General features: G+C 60.3%; 14 protein-coding genes. 9 read left to right on the top strand and 5 right to left on the bottom strand.

Features of this window, described 5'->3' with window-relative positions; genetic code table 11:
- Positions 1 to 2: 2 nt before the first annotated feature.
- Entirely contained in the window at positions 3 to 650 is a 648-nt protein-coding gene (locus NTD88_RS07215; RefSeq protein ID WP_262130415.1) for a transcriptional regulator, read from the bottom strand.
- Positions 651 to 843: 193 nt separating this feature from the next.
- Between NTD88_RS07215 and NTD88_RS07210 the strand changes: the two genes are divergently transcribed.
- Positions 844 to 1,449, top strand: coding sequence for a DUF4142 domain-containing protein (locus tag NTD88_RS07210; protein WP_110970664.1), 606 nt, complete (start codon positions 844 to 846; stop codon positions 1,447 to 1,449).
- Positions 1,450 to 1,492: 43 nt separating this feature from the next.
- Here the strand turns inward: NTD88_RS07210 and NTD88_RS07205 are convergent, their stop codons facing one another.
- Positions 1,493 to 2,176, bottom strand: coding sequence for a histidine phosphatase family protein (locus NTD88_RS07205; RefSeq protein ID WP_262156270.1), 684 nt, complete (start codon positions 2,174 to 2,176; stop codon positions 1,493 to 1,495).
- A gap of 269 nt (positions 2,177 to 2,445) precedes the next feature.
- Between NTD88_RS07205 and NTD88_RS07200 the strand changes: the two genes are divergently transcribed.
- The 7 genes from NTD88_RS07200 to NTD88_RS07170 all read left to right on the top strand — a co-directional run bounded on the left by NTD88_RS07200 (position 2,446) and on the right by NTD88_RS07170 (position 13,334).
- Positions 2,446 to 3,480: an ABC transporter substrate-binding protein gene (locus NTD88_RS07200; RefSeq protein WP_262156269.1), complete on the top strand. Its 1,035-nt coding sequence runs from the start codon at positions 2,446 to 2,448 to the stop codon at positions 3,478 to 3,480.
- A gap of 211 nt (positions 3,481 to 3,691) precedes the next feature.
- Positions 3,692 to 6,598, top strand: a complete 2,907-nt coding sequence (locus NTD88_RS07195) for an FAD-binding and (Fe-S)-binding domain-containing protein (RefSeq protein WP_262156268.1) — start codon at positions 3,692 to 3,694, stop codon at positions 6,596 to 6,598.
- 91 nt (positions 6,599 to 6,689) lie between these two features.
- Positions 6,690 to 8,258 carry a PucR family transcriptional regulator gene (locus NTD88_RS07190; RefSeq protein ID WP_262156267.1) on the top strand — a complete coding sequence of 523 codons (1,569 nt, stop codon included), beginning with the start codon at positions 6,690 to 6,692 and terminating at the stop codon, positions 8,256 to 8,258.
- Between the two features lie 197 nt (positions 8,259 to 8,455).
- Entirely contained in the window at positions 8,456 to 9,739 is a 1,284-nt protein-coding gene (gene gabT, locus NTD88_RS07185; protein WP_262156266.1) for a 4-aminobutyrate--2-oxoglutarate transaminase, read from the top strand.
- 48 nt (positions 9,740 to 9,787) lie between these two features.
- Entirely contained in the window at positions 9,788 to 11,236 is a 1,449-nt protein-coding gene (locus tag NTD88_RS07180; RefSeq protein ID WP_262156265.1) for an NAD-dependent succinate-semialdehyde dehydrogenase, read from the top strand.
- Between the two features lie 85 nt (positions 11,237 to 11,321).
- Positions 11,322 to 12,734 (top strand): amino acid permease, encoded by a 1,413-nt coding sequence (locus NTD88_RS07175; RefSeq protein ID WP_262156264.1) that lies wholly within the window; start codon positions 11,322 to 11,324, stop codon positions 12,732 to 12,734.
- A 159-nt stretch (positions 12,735 to 12,893) separates the two neighbouring features.
- Complete coding sequence (locus NTD88_RS07170) at positions 12,894 to 13,334, top strand: SRPBCC family protein (protein ID WP_262156263.1); 441 nt, start codon at positions 12,894 to 12,896, stop codon at positions 13,332 to 13,334.
- On the opposite strand, the gene NTD88_RS07165 is transcribed toward NTD88_RS07170, so the two are convergent.
- The gene (locus NTD88_RS07165) at positions 13,307 to 14,866 is read right to left on the bottom strand and encodes a diguanylate cyclase (protein WP_262156262.1); all 1,560 of its coding nucleotides are present in this window, start codon (positions 14,864 to 14,866) and stop codon (positions 13,307 to 13,309) included. The genes NTD88_RS07170 and NTD88_RS07165 overlap by 28 nt on opposite strands.
- Before the next feature lie 419 nt (positions 14,867 to 15,285).
- Here NTD88_RS07165 and NTD88_RS07160 point away from each other — a divergent pair, with 419 nt between their 5' ends.
- A complete protein-coding gene (locus NTD88_RS07160; protein WP_262156261.1) occupies positions 15,286 to 15,813 on the top strand; it encodes a hypothetical protein in 528 nt (175 codons plus the stop codon).
- Between the two features lie 865 nt (positions 15,814 to 16,678).
- On the opposite strand, the gene NTD88_RS07155 is transcribed toward NTD88_RS07160, so the two are convergent.
- Both NTD88_RS07155 and NTD88_RS07150 read right to left on the bottom strand, forming a co-directional pair.
- The gene (locus tag NTD88_RS07155; RefSeq protein WP_262156260.1) at positions 16,679 to 18,859 is read right to left on the bottom strand and encodes an SEC-C metal-binding domain-containing protein; all 2,181 of its coding nucleotides are present in this window, start codon (positions 18,857 to 18,859) and stop codon (positions 16,679 to 16,681) included.
- 185 nt (positions 18,860 to 19,044) lie between these two features.
- The gene (locus NTD88_RS07150) at positions 19,045 to 19,758 is read right to left on the bottom strand and encodes a hypothetical protein (RefSeq protein ID WP_262156259.1); all 714 of its coding nucleotides are present in this window, start codon (positions 19,756 to 19,758) and stop codon (positions 19,045 to 19,047) included.
- Between the last annotated feature and the right edge of the window lie 134 nt (positions 19,759 to 19,892).

Genomic DNA, 19,892 nt, shown 5'->3' with positions numbered 1-19,892 from the left:
ATTCAGGCCTGCGGTTGCGCCAGGCCACGGCCGCCAACGGGAACATCGCGCAGCGCCTTGACCCACTTGTAGACCGTCGCTCGGCCCATGCTCAGCACGTTGGCCACATAGTCGGCGGCACTGCGTCCTTCGAACGCGCCTTCGGCGTACAGCGCCTCGATGAGGGCGCGTTTGTCTTTCATGCTCAAGGTATTCAGCGACAGTTGCCGCTCGGCCATCCACGCGTGCAGGAAGGTGTTGATGCGCTCCTGCCAGTCATCGCGAAACAGCGCTTCGGGCTGCGGGATCAGGCGGCTGACCTGGAAGAAGGCATTCAGCGCCTCGCGGGCCTGATCGAGCACCGAGAAATTGATGTTGATGCACAGCAGCGCCTCGGGCTGGTCCTGCTCATCGCGCAGCACGCTGGTGATGGAGCGGATCTTCTGGCCGTTCCAGTTGAGCTTTTCATAGGGACCGAGGCTGGAAACCTGGTCGAAGTCGCCGGGCAACTCGTCCAGCGCCGAGTCCTCACCCAAGGTGCGCTTGGAGAAGTTGTTGGCGATGTGCACCACGGTCTGGCTGTGCAGGTCGTGGACGATGACTTCGGCATGGGGGAAGAGCAGGGTGGCGATGCAGTCGGCGATGGTCTTGTAGTTGTCCAGTTTCTTCATGGTTGACGGCAGCGTCCTTGGGGTTGGATCGGGCAGTGACGGGCATGATAGCAGTTGGTGTGCTGTCGGGCTCTGGGGGGGGCCGGGGCTGTCCGTGCTCCGGGACGGGCAAAAAAAGATGAACCTCTGCAATCGCCGCTTGCTCAGATCAGTGAGTGATACGCAGATCTGGAACTGACAAGAGGATTCAATGATGAACACACTGTTGCGTAGTGCGGGTTTCGCTCTGGCATTCACCCTGGCCGGCGCCGTGCATGCGGCCCAGGACGCCGATGATTTCGTCGAGGACGCCTCGGCCAAGGGCATCGCGGAAGTCGAAGCGGCGAGGCTCGCGGAAGAGAAGGGCACGGCCAGCGACGTGAAGACGTTCGCGGCGATGATGGTCAAGGACCACACCCAGGCCAACGACAAACTCAAGGCACTGGCAGCGAGCAAGAAACTCGAAGTCTCCAGCGATGCCGACCTGATCGACAAGGCCAAGGCGATGATCCTGGAACTGCGCGGAGCCAAGTCGTTTGACCAGGCCTACGCCAACAACCAGGTCAACGCCCACGAAGCGGCGGTCAAACTGTTTACCAACTACGCCAAGGACGGCAAGGATGCGGAACTGCGCACCTATGCCGAGCAGACCTTGCCGACCCTGAAAACCCATCTGCAGAAAGCCCGGGAACTGGCTGCGGCTCATGGCGGCAGTTCGGTCGATCCGCACGCCACCACCCGTGATGCCACCGACCCGGTGGTCCCCGGCCCCAACGGCGTTCCGGTGACCCCGAAAGATCACGCTGAAACCAAGCCCTGAGTAACGGCCGAGCGGGGCGCCATTGCGATGGACCCCGCAGGTTCTACGGGGCGCTGCAGAAAGGATCGGCGGGTTGCGGCAGCCCATCCGCACTGATCGGGTACAGCACCCGCCAGCCATCAGGCCCGAACACCATCAGATAGCTCTGACAATTACCAAACGGCACCGCCACATCCTGCTGGCGAAACGCGCGCATCCGCGCCGGTGTTGCTGCCTCATCTGCGTAGAGAATCAGCCATGCCACGGCACGAATGAACTGACCGTGACTGACCACCAGAATGTCCTCAGCCTCATGCCGGGCCAGCCGATCCAGCAGGGTTTGGGCACGTTCCAGCAACTGGCGGAAAGACTCCGCATCCTCACCATCCCGAAACGCCGCATCGCCTTGTGCCCAGTAGCCATCGGCCTGAGGTTTGCGCTGCGCCTGAGTGCTGCCATTGAAGCGGCGCGGGCTGAGGTAAGTGAACTCCTCGACTGGCCAGATTGCGGTTGGCACATCCGGGAATCGCTGGATGATGGGCTGGGCGGTCATGCGTGCGCGGTCGAAGGGCGAGTACACGATCAGTTGCGGCGCATGGTCGAGGGAAGCAGCGAGCGCGATGGCCTGTTTGCGGCCGTTTTCGGTCAGCGGGATAGTGTCTGGATCCGTGGTGACGAGGCCGGCGTTGGCAGCGCTTTCGGCGTGGCGAATCAGACGGACGTGTTTGCGGTCAAGGGTGGCGCTCATGTTTGCGGGGCTCTGATTGTCTTCTGGGCCTGTGCTCGCGAAGCCCTGCTCAAGTTCATCGTAGGAGGGACTTCATAGTTCAAGTATCAGGTTTCCTTCCATTGTTCATGGTTCTCACCGGTAGCGGTGCCCGCCGGGCGCATGATTATATTTCCCCAGGCGCCAATAAACGCGAAACCAACAAAACCTCCAAGGCTGCCTCACTGTTTTCCCCTATTCCTTGAACGCTGCCCCAACCAATAAACGTTTGATAAAAAACAGGTGCTGCTATGAATGGCAAAGTTCTGCTGGCTCTCGTTTGCGGTGGATTCCTCTCGGGCAATGGATTTGCTGCGGATTCGGTAACCGTTATTTCCTACGGTGGGGCGAGCAAGGAGGCTCAGGTCGGGGCCTTTTACAAGCCCTTTGAGCGTCACTCCGGCAAGAAGGTGGTGGCCGGCGAATGGAACGGTGAAATGGCCAAGCTCAAAGCCATGGTCAGCACCAACAGTACGTCCTGGGATGTGCTGGATGTCGAGGACACGGACCTTGCCCGTGGTTGTGAGGAAGGCTTGTTCGAGAAGCTGGACCATGACCGCCTCGGCATCAAGGACCCGCTGGTCGAGGGCACTCGCAGCGAATGCGGGCTAGGGATCTTCGTCTGGTCGAACGTGCTGGCGTACAACGCCGACAAACTCAAGGAAGCGCCACAGGGCTGGAGCGATTTCTGGGACCTCAAGAAGTTTCCGGGCAAACGCAGCCTGCGCAAGTCGGCGCGGGGCTCGCTTGAGTTCGCGCTGATGGCCGACGGTGTTCCGCCCGCCGAGGTGTACAAGCTGCTCGCAACGCCAGCGGGCGTCGACCGGGCCTTTGCCAAGCTGGACCAGATCAAGTCCAGCATCCAGTGGTGGGAAGCCGGCGCCCAGCCGCCGCAATACCTGATGGCCGGTGATGTGGTGATGAGTTCGGCGTACAACGGTCGCATTCACGCGGCCAAGACCAGCGGCGCGAATTTACAGGTGGTCTGGTCCGGCAATCTGTACCAGTTCGATGATTGGGCCATTCCCAAAGGCACGCCGAACCTGGATGCCGCCTACGACTTCATCGCCTTCTCCATGCGTCCCGAGCAGCAAAAGCTCTACACCGAGAAAATGGCCTACGGCCCGTCCAACACGGCGGCTGCGGCATTGCTCAGCAAGGACCTGGAGGCAGACCTGCCGACCAATCCGGCCAATATGAAGAACGCCCTGCAAATGGATGTGAATTTCTGGCTGGATCATGGCGAGGCACTGGAGGAGCGCTTCATGGCCTGGTCCAGTCGCTGAAACCACGCACGTTTTCCCTTGGCCGAAAGGCCCGTCGATGGCGCCTTTCGGGGCGCCATCGGCGTTTTTGCCTAAACGTTCGATACCTTCTTGAAGTAGGTAGTTAGCAGGGGTTCTTCGTTGCTGACAGTCGTAGAGCGAAGCCGGGCTGGCGCCCTAAAGTACCGGCCTATCGACGCGACCGTGCTGATGACCGAGAAGGCTTCGCCCCATGACCAAGAACAACTCCATCCCCCTCGACCTCAATATCCTGCTCAACCTGCGCCAGAAGCTGGAGGCGGAAACGACGGCGGAAATCCACTTCGATGCCGCGACACGCGCTGTCTACGCGTCGGAAGCGTCCAACTACCGGCAGTTGCCCATCGGCGTGGTGATTCCGCGGACCCTCGAGGACATCGTCACCACGGTCGCCCTGTGCAAGGACGCGGGTCTGCCGTTGCTGCCCCGTGGCGCGGGAACCTCCATGTGCGGGCAAGCGGTGAATGCGGCCGTGGTGATCGACGCTTCGAAGTACCTGCACGGCATCGCCTTCATCGATGCCGAGCGACGGCTTGCGCGGGTGCAGCCGGGCGTTATCTGCGACCAGCTCAAGGATGAAGCGGCGAAAGTCGGCCTGACCTTCGGCCCCGACCCCGCGACCCATAGCCGTTGCACCCTGGGCGGCATGATCGGCAACAACTCCTGCGGCGCGCACTCGGTGATGGCCGGCAAGACCGTCGAGAATATCGAGCGCCTGGAGGTGCTGACCTATGACGGCGAGCGCTTCTGGGTCGGTGCCACGGATGACGACATCTTCCGCGAGCATCTCCAGGCAGGCGGCCAACGTGCGGCGATCGTCCAGGGGCTCAAGGACCTGGTGGATCACTACGAAGACGAGATTCGCCAAGGCTTCCCGAAACTCAAGCGCCGCGTCTCGGGCTACAACCTGGATCAGCTCCTGCCGGAAAACGGCTTCAATATCGCCCGGGCCCTGGTGGGCGTGGAGGGGACCTGTGTCACGGTCCTGCAGGCTGAAACCTTGCTGGTGAAGAACCCGACGCACCGTGTCCTGGTGGTACTCGGTTACGCGGAAATCTACGAAGCCGCCGATTCGGTCCCGCAATTGCTGCCACTGAGCCCAATCGCGATGGAAGGGCTGGATGACGGCATCATCGGCGGCCTGAAAGAACGCGGCATGAAGCTCGCCGATATCGCCGAGCTGCCCGCCGGCAACGCCTGGCTGATGATCGAGTTCGGCGCCTTGTCGAGTGAAGAGGCCACCGCGCTTGCCCGTCGGGCGGTGGACATCGCGCCGCTATTGCCCGGCCAGCCCAGTGCTCGCCTGGTGACGGACAAGGGGCTGATGAACCGGATCTGGACCATTCGCGAAACCGGAGCCTCCGCGACGTCCCTGGGGCTGGACCCAAACACGCCGGACCCGGTGGTCGGCTGGGAAGACGCGGCCGTCGAGCCGGAACATCTGGGCAAATACCTGCGGGAATTCAGGGCGCTGGTCGGGCGGTACGGTTACAAGACCAACCTGTACGGCCACTTCGGCGACGGCTGCATTCATTCGCGGATTACTTTCGATCTGAAATCCGACAGCGGGGTACGGGACTGGCGCGCCTTCCTTGACGAGGCGGCGCGGCTGGTGGTGCGTTACGGCGGATCGCTGTCCGGCGAACATGGTGATGGTCAGGCAAAGGGGGAATATCTGCACATCATGTATCCCCCGGCCATCATGCAGGCCTTCGCTGAATTCAAGGCCCTGTGGGATCCGCTCAACCGGATGAACCCGGGCAAGCTCATTCATGCCATGCCGGTGGATGCCAACCTGCGCATGGGCCCTGACTACAGCCGCCGCGAGGTCGAAAGCCAGTTCACCTACGATGCGCGCCTGGGGAACAAGGGACTGGCCCGCGAGTCGGAGCGTTGCATTGGCATGGGCAAATGCCGCTCGCTGGACGGTGGCACCATGTGCCCGAGTTTCCGCGCGACCCGCGAAGAGAAGTACTCCACCCGAGGCCGCGCCCGGTTGTTCTTCGAATTGCTCAAGGGCGAGGTGATCGAGGACGGCTGGCAGAGCGAGGAGGTGAAGGACTCCCTCGATCTGTGCCTGAGCTGCAAGGGCTGCAAGACGGATTGCCCGACCCATGTGAACATCGCCCGCTACAAGACCGAGTTCCTCAACCGTTACTACGCCGACAAACGCCGCCCGGTCATGGATGCCATGATCGGCCGTATCGGCGCGTGGCTGCCCCATGCCACCAAACTGTCCCCAGTGCTGAACTACGCCATGGGCAATCCGCTGGTGCGCACGGCGGGCGCCTGGTTCGGGCTTGCCAGGGACGCGAAATTCCCGAAGATCGCGCCGCAAAGCTTCCGCTCCGGCGCGACGGCACAGCGCATTCTGAAGAGCGACGGTAGTAGCCGTGGCACCGACGTACTGCTGTGGGTGGACAGCTTCAATAACGGTTTCACCCCCAGCGTGCTGGAAGCCGGCGTGCAGGTACTGGAGCGGCTTGGCTTCAGCGTGAAGCTGATGAAGCGCCATGTTTGCTGCGGCCGCCCTTATTACGACGTGGGCATGATCGATCAGGCGAAGGCCAATCTCGCGCAGATTCTCGACCAGTTGGAGCCGGTGCTAGAGGAAAACATGCCGGTGCTCGTGCTTGAACCGAGCTGCCTGTCGGTGTTCCGGGACGAAATGCCGGGGCTGTTCCCGGACGATGTGCGGGCGAAGAAGCTGGAAAAGTCGATCATGACCCTCAGCGAGTTCATCCGCAGTCGCGCCCTGGAGTTGCCGGCGATCGACGCGGACGTGCGGATCCACGGGCACTGCCATCAGAAATCCTGCGGCGGAATGGGTGCCGAACAAGGGGTGCTGGAGAAGCTCGGCGGCAAGGGGCAAGTGATTCAGGCGGGCTGCTGCGGTGTCGCGGGCGCCTACGCCTATCATTCCAAAACGGCCCCGATTGCCAAGGTGATTGGCGAACAGGAGTTCAAGCCGCATCTCGACCGCATCCCCGAGGAAACCCCGGTGGTCGCCGACGGATTCAGTTGCCGGGGACAGATTCGCAATGTCAGTGGCCGCGAAGCGATGCATTTGGCCGAATATCTGGCCAAGGTCCTCTCCTAGCGTTTCATGACAGGGCAGATGGCTGCTATGGTCGCTCCACGACAGGCCGCCTTCTGCTGCGCTTTCGATACACCTTCAGGAAAGCTGGACAATGAAGCTCGACGTCGCGATTGAACATACGGTGCTGCGCGAAGCCACGGTGGTTGCCGGGGCAGGGGCGATGGACCGGGAAATCACCTGGGTCCATATCGTCGACCACCCGGAAATCACCAACTGGCTCAAGCCCGGTGAGCTGCTGCTGACCACCGGTTACAACTGGCCAGAGGCGGATGAAGACTCCCGCGACATGGTGCGCCGCCTCAGCGAGATCGGCCTGGCCGGCGTGGTGCTGGCGGTTCCGCACTTTCGCGAGCACTTCACCCAGGCCGCCATCGACGAGGCCAACCGTTGCAACCTGCCGTTGCTGGAACTGCCCTGGGAGATCCAGTTCAGCGAGATCATGCACGACGTGCTGGCCCGCATCATCAATATCCAGGCGGAAACCATCCGCCGCTCGGACCTGATCCATCGCACGCTGACCGAAGCTGCGCTGGAGATGAACAACCTCGAAGGTCTCGCCAGGGCGCTGCATGCTGCTCTGGACAAGGCGGCCACGGTGGTTTCCATCGATGGCACGCTGCTCGGCAGTTCAGACCCGCAGGCCCGTGAGGAATACGAGCGTGAAGTGATTCGCGACCTTACCGCGCACAACAGTCTTGCCGAGTTGTTCAAGGACAACGCCCCGGTGGTCTTGCCGGGCGGTGCACGGCTGGGTGCTTCACGACTGGGCGGCGCGATCAAGCTTCGCGGCGAGATTGCCGCCGTGGTGTGGCTGGAGGGTGAAACCGATCAATTCGGCGAACTCGACACCCGGGCCCTGGAGCATTCGGTGGTCATCGCCGCCTTGCACCTGGCTTACCAGCGGCAGTTGTCCGATCAGGAAACCCGCCTTGGCCATGCCTTTGTCGCCGGTCTGCTGGAAGGCAAGTTTTCCGCGACGCCCAGCGCCATCGAGCGCGCCCGGGCGTCCGGCTGGAGCGAGAGCCGCAGCTACCGGGTCTGTCTGGTGCTGGTCAACGAGCCCATTCCACTGTCCATCGAGGGTTTCAATCGCCGCGCGAAACTGGCTGACCGGATCGCCTCGGCGATGCAGACCTTCAGCGTCGCGCCGCTGATTTCGGTGTCCCTGAACCAGATCAGCTTTCTGCTGCCTGCCGAAGTAGCCCCCGAGTCGGTCTGGAAAACCATTCGCACCGAAGGCAGTGCGCTGGCGGTGAGTCGGGTTCATCGCGGCGTGGATGGAATGGCGCTGGGCTCCGAGGATGTTGCGGCGCTGCTTCCGTTGTTGCGGCCGGGGAAACTCCATGACTTCGATGAGGTGCTTTTCCCCCGGGCCCTGATGGGCGACGCCGATGCCCGGCGGCTGTTGCTGGAGCGGATGATTGTGCCGCTGGAACACCCCAAGCGTGGCAACTCGCTCACCGATACGGCGTTGTGTCTGGCGCGCGAGGGCTTTCAGCTACTCAATACCGCGAAGGCGCTGGATATTCATATCAGCACCTTGCGTTACCGGGTCGAGCGTATCGAAAGCCTTCTCGGGATTTCCCTGGATAACCCGGAAGATCGTTTCAAGCTGCAAGTCGCGGCACAGATGCACAGGTTGGTATCCGAGGAATTCTGAAGCGTTCCGCCCTTGAGAAACGTGGCACCCAGAAGGCCCGCCTGGTGATAACCGGCGGGCTTTTTCGCGTCTCCCGCCCGCGTTTGTCGTTCCTGTTTTGGGTGCGAATCACCCGGCTTATCCTCCTACGCCGAGTACGTATCTGCGTCGGGGAGCGGTGAATAGCATGTGCTCACTGACACACAAAGGTGAACACCATGTCCTCTCAACAAAAACCGCCAGTCTCCGCCCGTGCACAGCATGTCTCCAATGGCATTGCCGTTGCCCACCCGATCACCGTAAGCCGCGCCGCCGGCGCCTACCTCTGGGACGACCAGGGCAAGAAGTACCTGGACTTCGTCGGCGGCATCGGTGTGCTCAACGTCGGCCACAACCATCCGCGGGTTGTCGAAGCCGTGCGCAAGCAACTGGAGACGTTCTCCCATATCTGCTTCCAGGTGGCCGCCTATGACCAATACATCGAGTTGGCTGCCCAACTGAACAAGCTGGTGGGCGGTGAAGAACACTACAAGTCGGTGTTCCTGACCACGGGTGCCGAAGCGGTGGAAAACGCCATCAAGATCGCCCGTGCCCACACCAACCGTCCCGGCGTGATCGCCTTCCGCGGCGGCTTCCACGGCCGCACGCTGATGGGCATGACCCTCACGGGCATGAGCCAGCCATACCGGCAGAATTTCGGCCCGCTGGCGCCGGACATCTATCACACCCCGTACCCGAACGAGTACCGCGGCGTGACCACTGAAAAAGCCCTGGCGGCCTTGCAGGAAGTATTCGATACCCAGATTGCCGCTGACCGCGTCGCCGCGATCATCATCGAGCCGGTGCAGGGCGATGGCGGCTTCCTCGCCGCGCCTGTCGAGTTCATGCAAGCCCTGCGCAAGAAGACCGAGGAGCTGGGCATCGTGCTGATCTGCGATGAGATCCAGACTGGCTTCGGTCGCACCGGCAAGCTGTTCGGCTTCCAGCACTCGGGCATCCAGCCTGACCTGATCACCGTCGCCAAGAGCCTGGCGGGCGGGCTGCCGATCTCCGGCGTGGTCGGCCGCGCCGAAATCATGGACGCGCCGCTGCCTGGTGGTTTGGGCGGCACCTATGGCGGCAACCCGCTCGGCTGCGCGGCGGCACTGGAAGTCATCAGCATCTTCCAATCGGAAAACCTGGTGGAGCGCAGCCGCGCGATCGGCGAGCGGCTGATGACCGGCTTCAAGGCACTGGAAGGTCGCTTCAGCAGCATCGGCCATGTCCGCGCAATCGGCGCGATGGCGGCGGTCGAGTTCGTCACCGATCGCGACAGCAAAGAGCCGAATGCCGCGCTGGCGCAGCGGGTTATCGATGCGGCGCGGGAGGAGGGCTTGCTGGTGATCAAGTGCGGCGTGTACCGCAACGTCGTGCGCTTCCTCTGCCCGCTGGTGATCTCCGAGCAGGATGTCGCCGAAGCGCTGGTCATGTTCGAGCGGGCTCTGGTCGCTGTTAACGCCTGATCCCGCGCTCAATCTGTCCTTTTCAAGTTTTTTGATGGAGTACCTTCAGTGACTACCACTGCAGATGATGTAAAGGCGTGGACGCTGGCTTCGCTCCCCGCCGGCAGCGCCGATAACCAGTCCTACCCGGTAATCAACCCGGCGACCCAACAGGCCTGCGCCAGCGTGCCGGATTGCAGCGCCGCCGATGCGAAAACACTGGCCGATGCCTCGGTCGCAGCGTTCGACACCTGGAAGCACACCAGCGCGTTCCACCGCAGTCAGTTGCTGCGCAAGTGGTTCGACCGGATCGTTTCGGGGGCCAATGAAATTGCCCAGGCGATTTCCAGTGAGATGGGCAAACCCCTCAAGGAAGCGGTGGGGGAGGTGATGTACGCCGCCGGTTTCGCCGAGTGGTACGCCGAGGAAGCCAAGCGACTGTATGGCGAGACCTTCGCCAGCCAGCACGAGAACAAGCGCCTGTATGCAACCCGTCAGCCGGTTGGCCCGGTTTACGCGGTAACGCCGTGGAACTTCCCCGCGGCGATGATTACCCGCAAGGTCGCGCCTGCACTGGCCGCCGGTTGCACGGTGATCGTCAAGCCTGCGGAGCAATCGCCGCTCACCGCGCTGCTGCTGGAGCAGTACTGGCGCGAGGTTGGTGGTCCGGAAGGCACCTTCCAGGTCATCACCTCCAATAAGCCGGCCGAGATTTCCGGCGTGTTCTTCCAGGACCGGCGCATCCGCAAGCTGACCTTCACCGGCAGTACCGAGGTCGGCGTGCTGCTGTATCGCCAGTCGGCGGAAACCATGAAACGGGTATCGCTGGAACTGGGCGGGCATGCGCCCTTCATCGTGTTCGCCGACGCCGATATCGAGCGGGCGGCGGAAGAAATCATGGCCTGCAAGTTCCGCAACGCCGGGCAGACCTGCGTGTGCACCAACCGCATCTATGTGCACCGGTCGATCAGCGCTCGTTTGATCGATGCGCTGGCGACGCGGATCTCGGCACTGCGGGTCGGTGATCCCGCCGATGAGGGCACCCAGATCGGTCCGCTGGTCGATGAGCAGGGGCTGAACAAAGTCCGCGAGCACGTCGAGGATGCCGTGGGGCGTGGAGCCCGTGTGGTGGTCGGCGGCCAGGCGCTGGGCGGCCTGTATTTCCAGCCGACCTTGCTGTGCGACGTGGCGCCAGGCATGCGCATTCTTGAAGAAGAGACCTTCGGGCCAGTGGCTCCGATTCTCGAGTTCGACACCACCGATGAGGTGGTGGCCGCAGCGAACGATACGCCGTATGGCCTGGCGGCCTATCTGTGGACCCGCGACCTGGATACCGCCCACCGCGTTTCCGAACGCCTGGACTACGGCATCGTCGGCATCAACGACGGTGCACCTTCGACCGCGCAAGCGCCGTTTGGCGGCGTGAAGATGAGTGGGTTGGGGCGTGAAGGCGGGGTCTGGGGGATTCAGGAATACCTGGACACCAAGTTCGTCTCCGTGGCCCTGGCGCCTCGCTGAGCCGGTGATGCTCGTGCGGGGCTGGCGCTTGCAGATCTGCCGGCCTCGCACGCCCTTAACTACAAAAACAAAAAGGTAAACGTAGATGGACGCGAGTGTAGCTGTCGACAAGTCGCAGCATGAAAGCCATCTGAAGGCGGGACTGAAGTCCCGGCATCTGACCATGATGTCCATTGCCGGTGTGATCGGCGGCTCATTGTTCGTTGGCTCCGGGAGTGTGATTCACAGTGCAGGTCCGGCTGCCGTTCTGGCTTTCCTCACGGGTGGCATTCTCATGATGTTGATCATGCGGATGCTCGGCGAAATGGCCACGGCCTCGCCGGACACCGGTTCCTTTTCCACCTACGCCGATCGCGCGATTGGGCGCTGGGCGGGCTTCACCATCGGTTGGTTGTACTGGGGTTATTGGGTCGCGCTCATGGCCTGGGAAGCCTATGTCGCCGGCAAGATTCTCAACGGCTGGTTCCCGTCGGTCAGTGTCAACGTATTCGTGCTGGCGACCACCTTGCTGCTGATCAGCATCAACTTCTTCAACGTGAAGAACTACGGTGAGTTCGAGTTCTGGTTCGCGCTGATCAAGGTGGTTGCTATCGTGTGCTTCCTGGTGGTGTGTTGCCTGGCCGTGCTGAACATCTGGACCATCGGCGAGGTCAGCGGCATCAGCAATCTGACCGCCCATGGTTTCGTCCCCAACGGCTTCGAGCCGGTCGTGGGCGCGATGCTCGGAGTGATGTTCGCCTTCCTCGGCGCGGAAATCGCCACCATCGCCGCGTCGGAATCGAAGAACCCTTCCCAGCAGATCATCAAGACCACCAAGTCGGTGGTGTGGCGTGTCGGCATGTTCTATGTCGGTTCGATTTTCCTGATCGTCTGCCTCGTGCCGTGGAACGACCCGATGCTCGGTCAATCCGGCTACGGCTCCTACCGTCGCACCCTGGAGCTGCTGGGCGTTCCGGGCGCCGAGTGGCTGATGAACTTCGTCGTGCTCACCTCGGTCAGCAGTTGCCTGATCTCGGCGCATTACACCGCTTCGCGGATGCTGTTCTCGCTGGCCAGCCGTGGCGATGCGCCGGCGTTCTTCAAGCTGACCAAAGCCGGCACCGGTGTGCCGATGTACGCGATCATTGGCTCCTGCCTGGTGGCGGTGGTGATGGCGCTGATCAACTTCAGTGACGAACTGCGCCCGCGGGATGTGTTGGATACGCTGATGAACATGACCGGCACCATCGCGCTGCTGGTTTACTTGGTCATCGCCTGTTCGCAACTGAAGATGCGCCGCAAGCTGGAAGCGAGCGGCAAGGACATTCCGCTGAAGATGTGGCTGTTCCCGTGGCTGACCTGGGCGGTGATCGTGTTTATCGTGACCTGCCTGAGTGCCATGTGCTTCATGCCTGACTACCAGGTGCTGGTGATTTCCACTGGCGGGGCGGGGCTGTGCCTGGCGCTGCTCGGGATGGTGCATCAGGCGCGCTGTTCCAAGCGCGCCCGTCACCGCTGAACAGACCGCGGCCGGCCCAGTGAGGGCCGGCCGCGGTGCATTGTGTTTATCCCAAAGTAGCGGTTCGCGGCTGAGGTTTGCGCCATTGGGAGAATGGGGGCAGGGCGCCGGGCCTGTAACACTGGCGCTGGCCAAACAGCCCAAAAGGAGCGAACGACCATGGCAACGAGTTCCCTGCACGCACAACGTCAGATCACCCTGAGCGCTACGCCGGATGAGGTCTGGCAGCGCATCGGCGACTTCAACGGCCTGCACCTCTGGCACCCGGCGGTCAGCGCCAGCCAGTTGCTCGCCGGCAGCAACAACCAGGCGGGCGCCGAACGGCTGCTGACCCTGGGCAACGGCGCGACCCTCCACGAGCGGCTGCTGGAGCACTCCGACAGCGAGCGGCTGTATCGCTACGGCATCATCGAATCACCGTTGCCAGCGCGGGATTACCAATCGCTGCTGCGCGTCGAGCCGGCAGCCGACGGCGAGGCGCTGGTGACCTGGCAGGCGGAGTTCGTGGCGGACGGCGCGTCTGATGATGAGGCCTTGGCGGTTGTTGAAGGCATCTACGCTGACGGCCTCGATCAGTTGCGGCAGTTGTTTGCTTCCTGACTCAGCGTTGTTGTCGCGCTGATCAGGGGAGGGCAGGCAACCACCAGACGGTTGCGCCCACCTTCCTTGGCCGCATACAGCGCCCGGTCGGCGGCATCGATCAGGGCCTGCTGCGGTTCCAGGGCGGGCCCCGACGCGCAGGCCAGGCCGATGCTCACGGTAACGTGGCCGAAGGGGCTTTCTGCATGAAGGATATCCAGTCGGTTCAGCGCCTCCAGCACCAGCTTCGCGACCACTGTCGCGCCTTCGGCATCGGTGTTGGGCAAGATGATCGCCATTTCCTCGCCACCGTAGCGCGCCACCAGATCCGGCGGCCGGCGGATGCAACCGGCCAGGGCGCTGGCCACCTCGCGCAGGCAGGCATCGCCGGCCGGATGGCCGTAGCGGTCGTTGTAGCGCTTGAAGAAATCGATATCTAGCATGAGCAGCGCCAGTGGCGTTGTATCCCGTTGCGCGCGGCGGATTTCCATGGACAGGGTCTGGTCGAAGCAGCGTCGGTTGGCGAGGCCGGTCAGAGCGTCGTCCATGGCCAGGCGCTCGAGTTGCCTGTTGCTGTCGAGCAACTGCTGTTGTGCCACCCGCAAGTCGCCTTCCACCGTGATCCGCCGGCGGATATCACGGATCAGCAACCAGCCGATGACACCAACGACGGCCAGCAGACCGGACACCACCAACAACGACAGCATCGCCTCGAGACGCCAGGCTGCCAAGGCTTCGTTCTTGCCGAGGGCGACCGTGGTCACCAGCGGCAGGCGATCGCTTTTACGAAACGCATAAAGCCGCTCGACGCCGTCCAGGCTGGACGTGAACGAGGCGGTGCCCACCGTCTTGTCGACCAGGTACTTGGCGTAGATCGGCGAGTTGGAAAAGTTGCGGCCCATGTCCTGTTCGCGGAACGGGTAACGCACCAGCAGGGTTCCGTCGGTATTGGTCAGGCCGATCGCGCCATCCTGGCCGAGGTCGAGGGTGCCGAACAGACGCAGGAAGTTCTCGATGCCCAGGGTGACCGCCACGACGCCGGCGAAGCTGCCGTCCGCGTCGTTGAAGCGGCGGCTGATAGTGATCACCCACTCCTGGTTGGAGCGGCTGCGGATCGGCGGGCCGATGAAGGGCTCGCGGGACGGGTCGTCGCGGTGATGGACGAAATAGGCGCGGTCGCTGCTGTTGGCGCCGACTGGCGTCGGCCGGTTGGACGCCATCAGCCAGTGACCCTGCCGGTCATACACGGTGATGCCGCTCAACTGCGGCATCAATGGTTGCTGGCGCGCGACCAACTGCTTCAACCGGGCGATCTGCGCAGGGCCGCTGCCCTCGGTTTCCAGGCGCTCGACCAGACCGAGCAAGAGTAGCGAGCTTTGCCGCACAATCCCTTCGGAATAGGTCACCAGCGCCTGGGTCAGGTTCAAACCGTGGACATCGATTTCTTCCAGCGCGCGTTCGCGTGAGGCCATGACCTTCCACAGCGTCAACGAAGCCAGCGAACAACCGATAAGCAAAAGCAGAAGGACAACGAGGTGGATGTCACGCTTCACGTCAGTACCTGATGGAGAGTCCGGATTCCCGTGCTGGCGGTGGCGGGCGACCGCAGCGAAAGGCACATTCCTGGCCTAGCGCAAGAATACAGGCTGATCCGACGCAGCAGTAGAGGCAAAGAGGAGGGTGCGGCGCTCTGGAACAGGGCCGTCAGGTGCCCAGGTACTTGTGATAGGGCAAGAAAACATCTTCCCGCTGATAGTCGAGGGACTCATAGTGTGGCTGCGTCGTTCAATTACTTGAGCGAACATTCGATGATTTGCATGAGCGGTTCTTTGTTAATTCGTGATGCTCGAACTCATAACTACACTAAATAGTCATTTAGCTTAGTTATTCTGCTGAGTGATTAAAAACGCATTATTACTCATTTTTCTCGTCCGAGAAAATCGCATTGCGATCTGCAAAGGAGCTAGGAAGCATGGTCATCACCTACGTCGAGCCGTTGCCAAGCAGGAGAGTTATCGAGGAAGGTCGAACATATCTAAGGGCAGCAGAGCTCATCAAAACGGAAGCCTTTAATGGCGACCTAGCCCTTGCTTGGCCTGCTGCCATGAGCACTGGCTTGGCGTTGGAGCTTTTTTTGAAAGCATTCCATGTGAAGTTTGATCCTACCAGCCCGACAGATGAATACGATCCAGCGTTCGATCCAGAGGGCTACTTGCTGCTGTCCAAGGCTGCAAGAAAGGATAGCCATGACTTGCTTGCACTGTACCAGGCAATTCCTAGTGACCTCGGCGATCGCTTGCGTGAGATCTCAGAACGTTTAAAACCTGGCTACTCACTTGAAGCATCCATCAAGGATTGCTCCCAGTTGTTCGTTGGAGCGCGCTATACGTACGAAGCCAAGTCGCTGCAACGGTTCTACAGCGAAGTGTTTGAACTGGGACCGCACCTGGACCAGGTGCTGGAGGAAATGATCCAGGAGCCGGTGCGATCGGTCATGTGATTTTCGCGCGCGCGAAAAAATCGCAGTGCGATTTCTACCAAGCCGCAGCACGATCTGCCAGAGCGCTCAATCGGGCGTGTACCATGCAGAGCGTTGCTAGTAGCAAAGCAGCCGGCATCAATGGACGCTCCTCAAGCCTTCATACGAAGGTGCTGATAATGGGAGTCTTCGGAGGGTGGTGTGTTTCATTACTTATTGAATTTATTATGTTTTATTAGAGTTATCGAGCAACTGGAGTTGCAGTAATCTTAAAGCTGGTTTTGTTGCACACATTCACATATTCATACGCAACACTTAGGGTCGGCCTAACCAACAGTTGAATGAGAAATTGCTGCAAATGTTGCTGTATTGGCTTGAAACGTTGGCCGACAGCGTACCGCTGCGTGTGCCGTTTGCGACAAAGCTAAGATTTTTTCGCCTGACCACGAGGTCGGTTTCCGCATGCACCGCGGAGTGGAAAAAGCTACTGCTTGGTTTGCCAGGTGTGCTTGGGCTCGACATGACTTTAAGTAGAAATAAGCTACGTGTTCTGAAAAGAGGTGTCCCATCACTGTTTCGAAAGGAGTTGGAATGACAGCTCATGCAGAGCGATCATGGGATGTGTTCATCATTGGCAGTGGGCAAGCTCCCCCTGCTGGAACTCAATTCCCGGCTGGCTCTGGTTTCAATGGGTTGAATGAAAGTCCGCAATGGGTCGATTGCAACCGTTCACGACTGACCGCTATCGACCCAAAGCCTCCCCTCGTGAAGGGCAGAGATCGGCCAGAAGCTGCCGGCCTCGCCAGGACTGGGCCGGTTCCGCTGAGGATCGAAAGCATCTATGAAACTGAGGGCGATTCACCCACTTTTGGGATAGCAGTGATCATCACATCAAGCAGCATTTTTTGAACTTTTGACCACTACCGCAGAAACATGGGTCGTTTCGGCCGATCTTCGAATCGTCTGGTGTACGGTTCGACGAAGCTGGTTGAGCAGATCCCGAATTCCCGTTGAGCACCATGCCCTGCGTCAGGGTCTCCATCAGGCTGTCACGCTTCCATGGAAAGCGTGTCGTCAGACTGAGCTTAGGCAACCCATCTGTCTCACGCACGAGAAGTCCAAACCAATTATCAGCGCGATGTACATATTTGCGCCTCTTGCAATGAGCAGCGAGTGCCTCAACTGCATCTCTCGCTGTTGCTCGACTGCAGTGGATAGTAATTCCAGTGTCGCCGGTATCGAACCCCAGGGTGAAGTCGTGTGGCCGCCCATCGAGCCGAGTGCGTCGGGCGACGTCCTTCATCCCCTGGTCCAGCTGTTTTACCGTGTCGCCGCTGATGTCGAGCAGGAGGAAACCGAGATCGATCAGGTCAGGGTCAGCCTCGTGCTCAATCTTCTCGATGATCCGAGCGACACGCGTGTCCGTGAACTTGGTGAGAATACCTTTAGGTGTAGCGACGCCGGGAATACCCTCACGACGTACGGTCATGGCGGTGTCCAGATCGAGCGAGAAATCATCTACTACCATGGCCATGCTAGTTTTGTCTTTGAGCCATAGGTTCTGACTCAGGTGATAGCCAAGGATTGACAACTCGTTGGTTCCATAAATACGTTCGGCATAACCGACCCGCCGGTCGATATAGCTGAGCAATCGCAGAGGGCTGGCGAGCATTTCGGTTAGCACGTCTATTAGAAATACGTCGGCTACCAAAGGTGCATGGATGACCCTGTCTTCCTCATATTCGAGGAAGTGCCTGGCCTGTACAGTGAGCACCGGATAGTGGTCCGACACAGCGCACAAGATATAGATATCGCGTAGTTGGGGGATATTGAGCTTTGATCCATCTTCCTTCACAAAGTCCAAGCTCGGCCGTCTAAGCGACTGTGCACAGCGCAGGCCCTGGCCGTAGGCATCCTGCACCGCCTTCTGGAAATCGTCGCGTAGTGCTTGATCGTTCCCCTTACGCGATTCCAATGTCATCTTCTTAGACTTGCACTGGACGAGCAGCGCCCGGTCGCCAAACAGGACGAGCACATCCATCTCGGACACACGGCCGTCCGAGCCTTCGATGTTGACGTTGCAATGGACATTGCTCTCGCCGAATACCGAGCGTAGCCGCTTAGCAACAAACTGCTCGGTAAAGTCGCCCCGGTGCGCCGAGGCCTTGGCTCGATAGGATTTATCGCCGATCATCCAGTAGAACGGTGAGTCGTAAAGCGATTCGACGATTCCATAAGTTTGGAGTGCGATGTAGTGTCCATCCGGCAGCGCGACTATCGGACATGCGTTAACAACGTTAAACGCGCCGAGAGACGTGAAATCCTGATTGGAGGGCGCAGTGACACTGAACGTCGAAAGCATCGCTTGAACCATTTCTTTAGGCCGAGTGCAATGCGCCGCGATTTCCTCAGCCGTTGTAGTAAAGCCAGATAGTAAGGATGAGGAGTGTGACGCCCCGGTTTTCAAGCACGACAGCGCGTCCGCAATCTTGATGTTCTGGAGTTTCGAGATTGCATCGGCCATAGCTTGCGCGTCCGCAATGGTGAACCCCTTATTCTCAAGCAACCATGTCTCGTCCGCAGCGTAGCGTTCGCGCGCCATATCTCGATATTGGAAACTGTACGCGGACTCGCCTCCATAGAAGATCGGCTCCCGAAGCACATCTGCACGCGTGAATGGAGAAGGCGGGCGCTTCGACTCCGCCACTTGTACGGCTCTCGCAGCTTCGATGAGCGAGTCCCGCATTGGCCGCCCCAGGTGCGCATGGAGTTCCTCAAGCAATGTTTTGGTCCGATCAAGCAGCGCTTGAATTTCGGAGGGCGACGGCTGGCTCAGGTCAATCGGCTGACGAACCATTAGCCCGAGCAAGGTCGAAAACTCAGTCCGCACCGTTCGTCCTGGCGCATAAGAGGTGGCGAGGGTTTCGCCGTCAATTGCACCATCAAAAATTACATAATTGTCTCGTAACGACATCCATGAGAGCGCATGCACGAATCCCGGTGTAGTGGAAAGCTGAGCGAGATCTTTGAAAATTTCCTGTTCAACGCGAGGTTCACTGTACGTCATATATTTTCTAGCACCGTTCAGCGTATCAAGTGTTTGGTGAATCGCCCCAGTTTCATAGATCCCTTAAAGCATGGAAGGATAGCCGACTCAGGCCTCTGCTGGATGGTCCGCTTGTGGCCGTTAGCTGCCTTTCGTGAAGGGCAGCTACACCAGTCCTAGATACCGAGGCTGATGCTTGCTCAAATTTATGGTGCCGGCCTCTCGGGCTGCCAAAAATTGCAGCTGAAGTTATTCAAGCCCCCGCCGTAGGGACTAGACCTCACCGCGAACACCTCTGGCACAGCATCCCCATCGCCGCCATCTCGGAAGAACTCTCTCATAGAGAAAAGTGCCTGAGCCTTCAAGCGCTCCCATTCTCGGTACAGACTGTCTTCAAGATCCCTCGCTACCTGCGCCGCGCTGGGTTTGCGCTTGGGCAGCGGCAGGGTGTAGCTGGGCTGAGGGGAGAAATCGTAGACGAACGTCAGGTGCCCGTGCTTCCAGTCCGCAGACGGCGACGCTCGCCAGCGAAACGACACTTGCACTGATAGTCGCTTGCTGAGGTGGAAAGGTGGCCTGATCTGATCATCAATGACGAACAGCTCCCCCTCTTTGCGCTCAGTTTCGAGCCGCCCTTTCATTTGCTGCAAGGCGTGAATGAGGTCATTGCCGGCATACAGCGCATCCTGCCGAGTGCGTTCGCGCTTGGCATGGGCCTTGGCCTTGCTGTACTCAGCGATCGCTTGTTGGAACCCATGGAGCTTGGTAGCCACGTAGGGCCCACAGTTACTGAGGCCAAGGCCATGAATAGGCCCTACGCGTTCTTCATCTAGACACTTGTGTACTGCTGACCGAAGCACCGTCTCATCAACGTCGCTGATCGCGGCTTGCTGATCACTGGGCAAGTTAATGTACGACATAACCAAAACTATCCTTGTGTAATGGTGGCCTGGCTACCGCCTCATCTCAGCCCCCGCCCACTGGCAAGCCTTCGCCCGCGCCTATCGGAGATTGATTGTCCCATGGTGATAGCAGGAAGCTCTTGAGGTTAATC

The organism is Pseudomonas sp. 20P_3.2_Bac5, assembly GCF_025466035.1.
In the GTDB taxonomy this organism is placed as follows: domain Bacteria; phylum Pseudomonadota; class Gammaproteobacteria; order Pseudomonadales; family Pseudomonadaceae; genus Aquipseudomonas.
The sequence above is the reverse complement of the archived record's forward strand: the minus strand, read 5'-3'. Positions and strand labels throughout refer to the sequence as shown.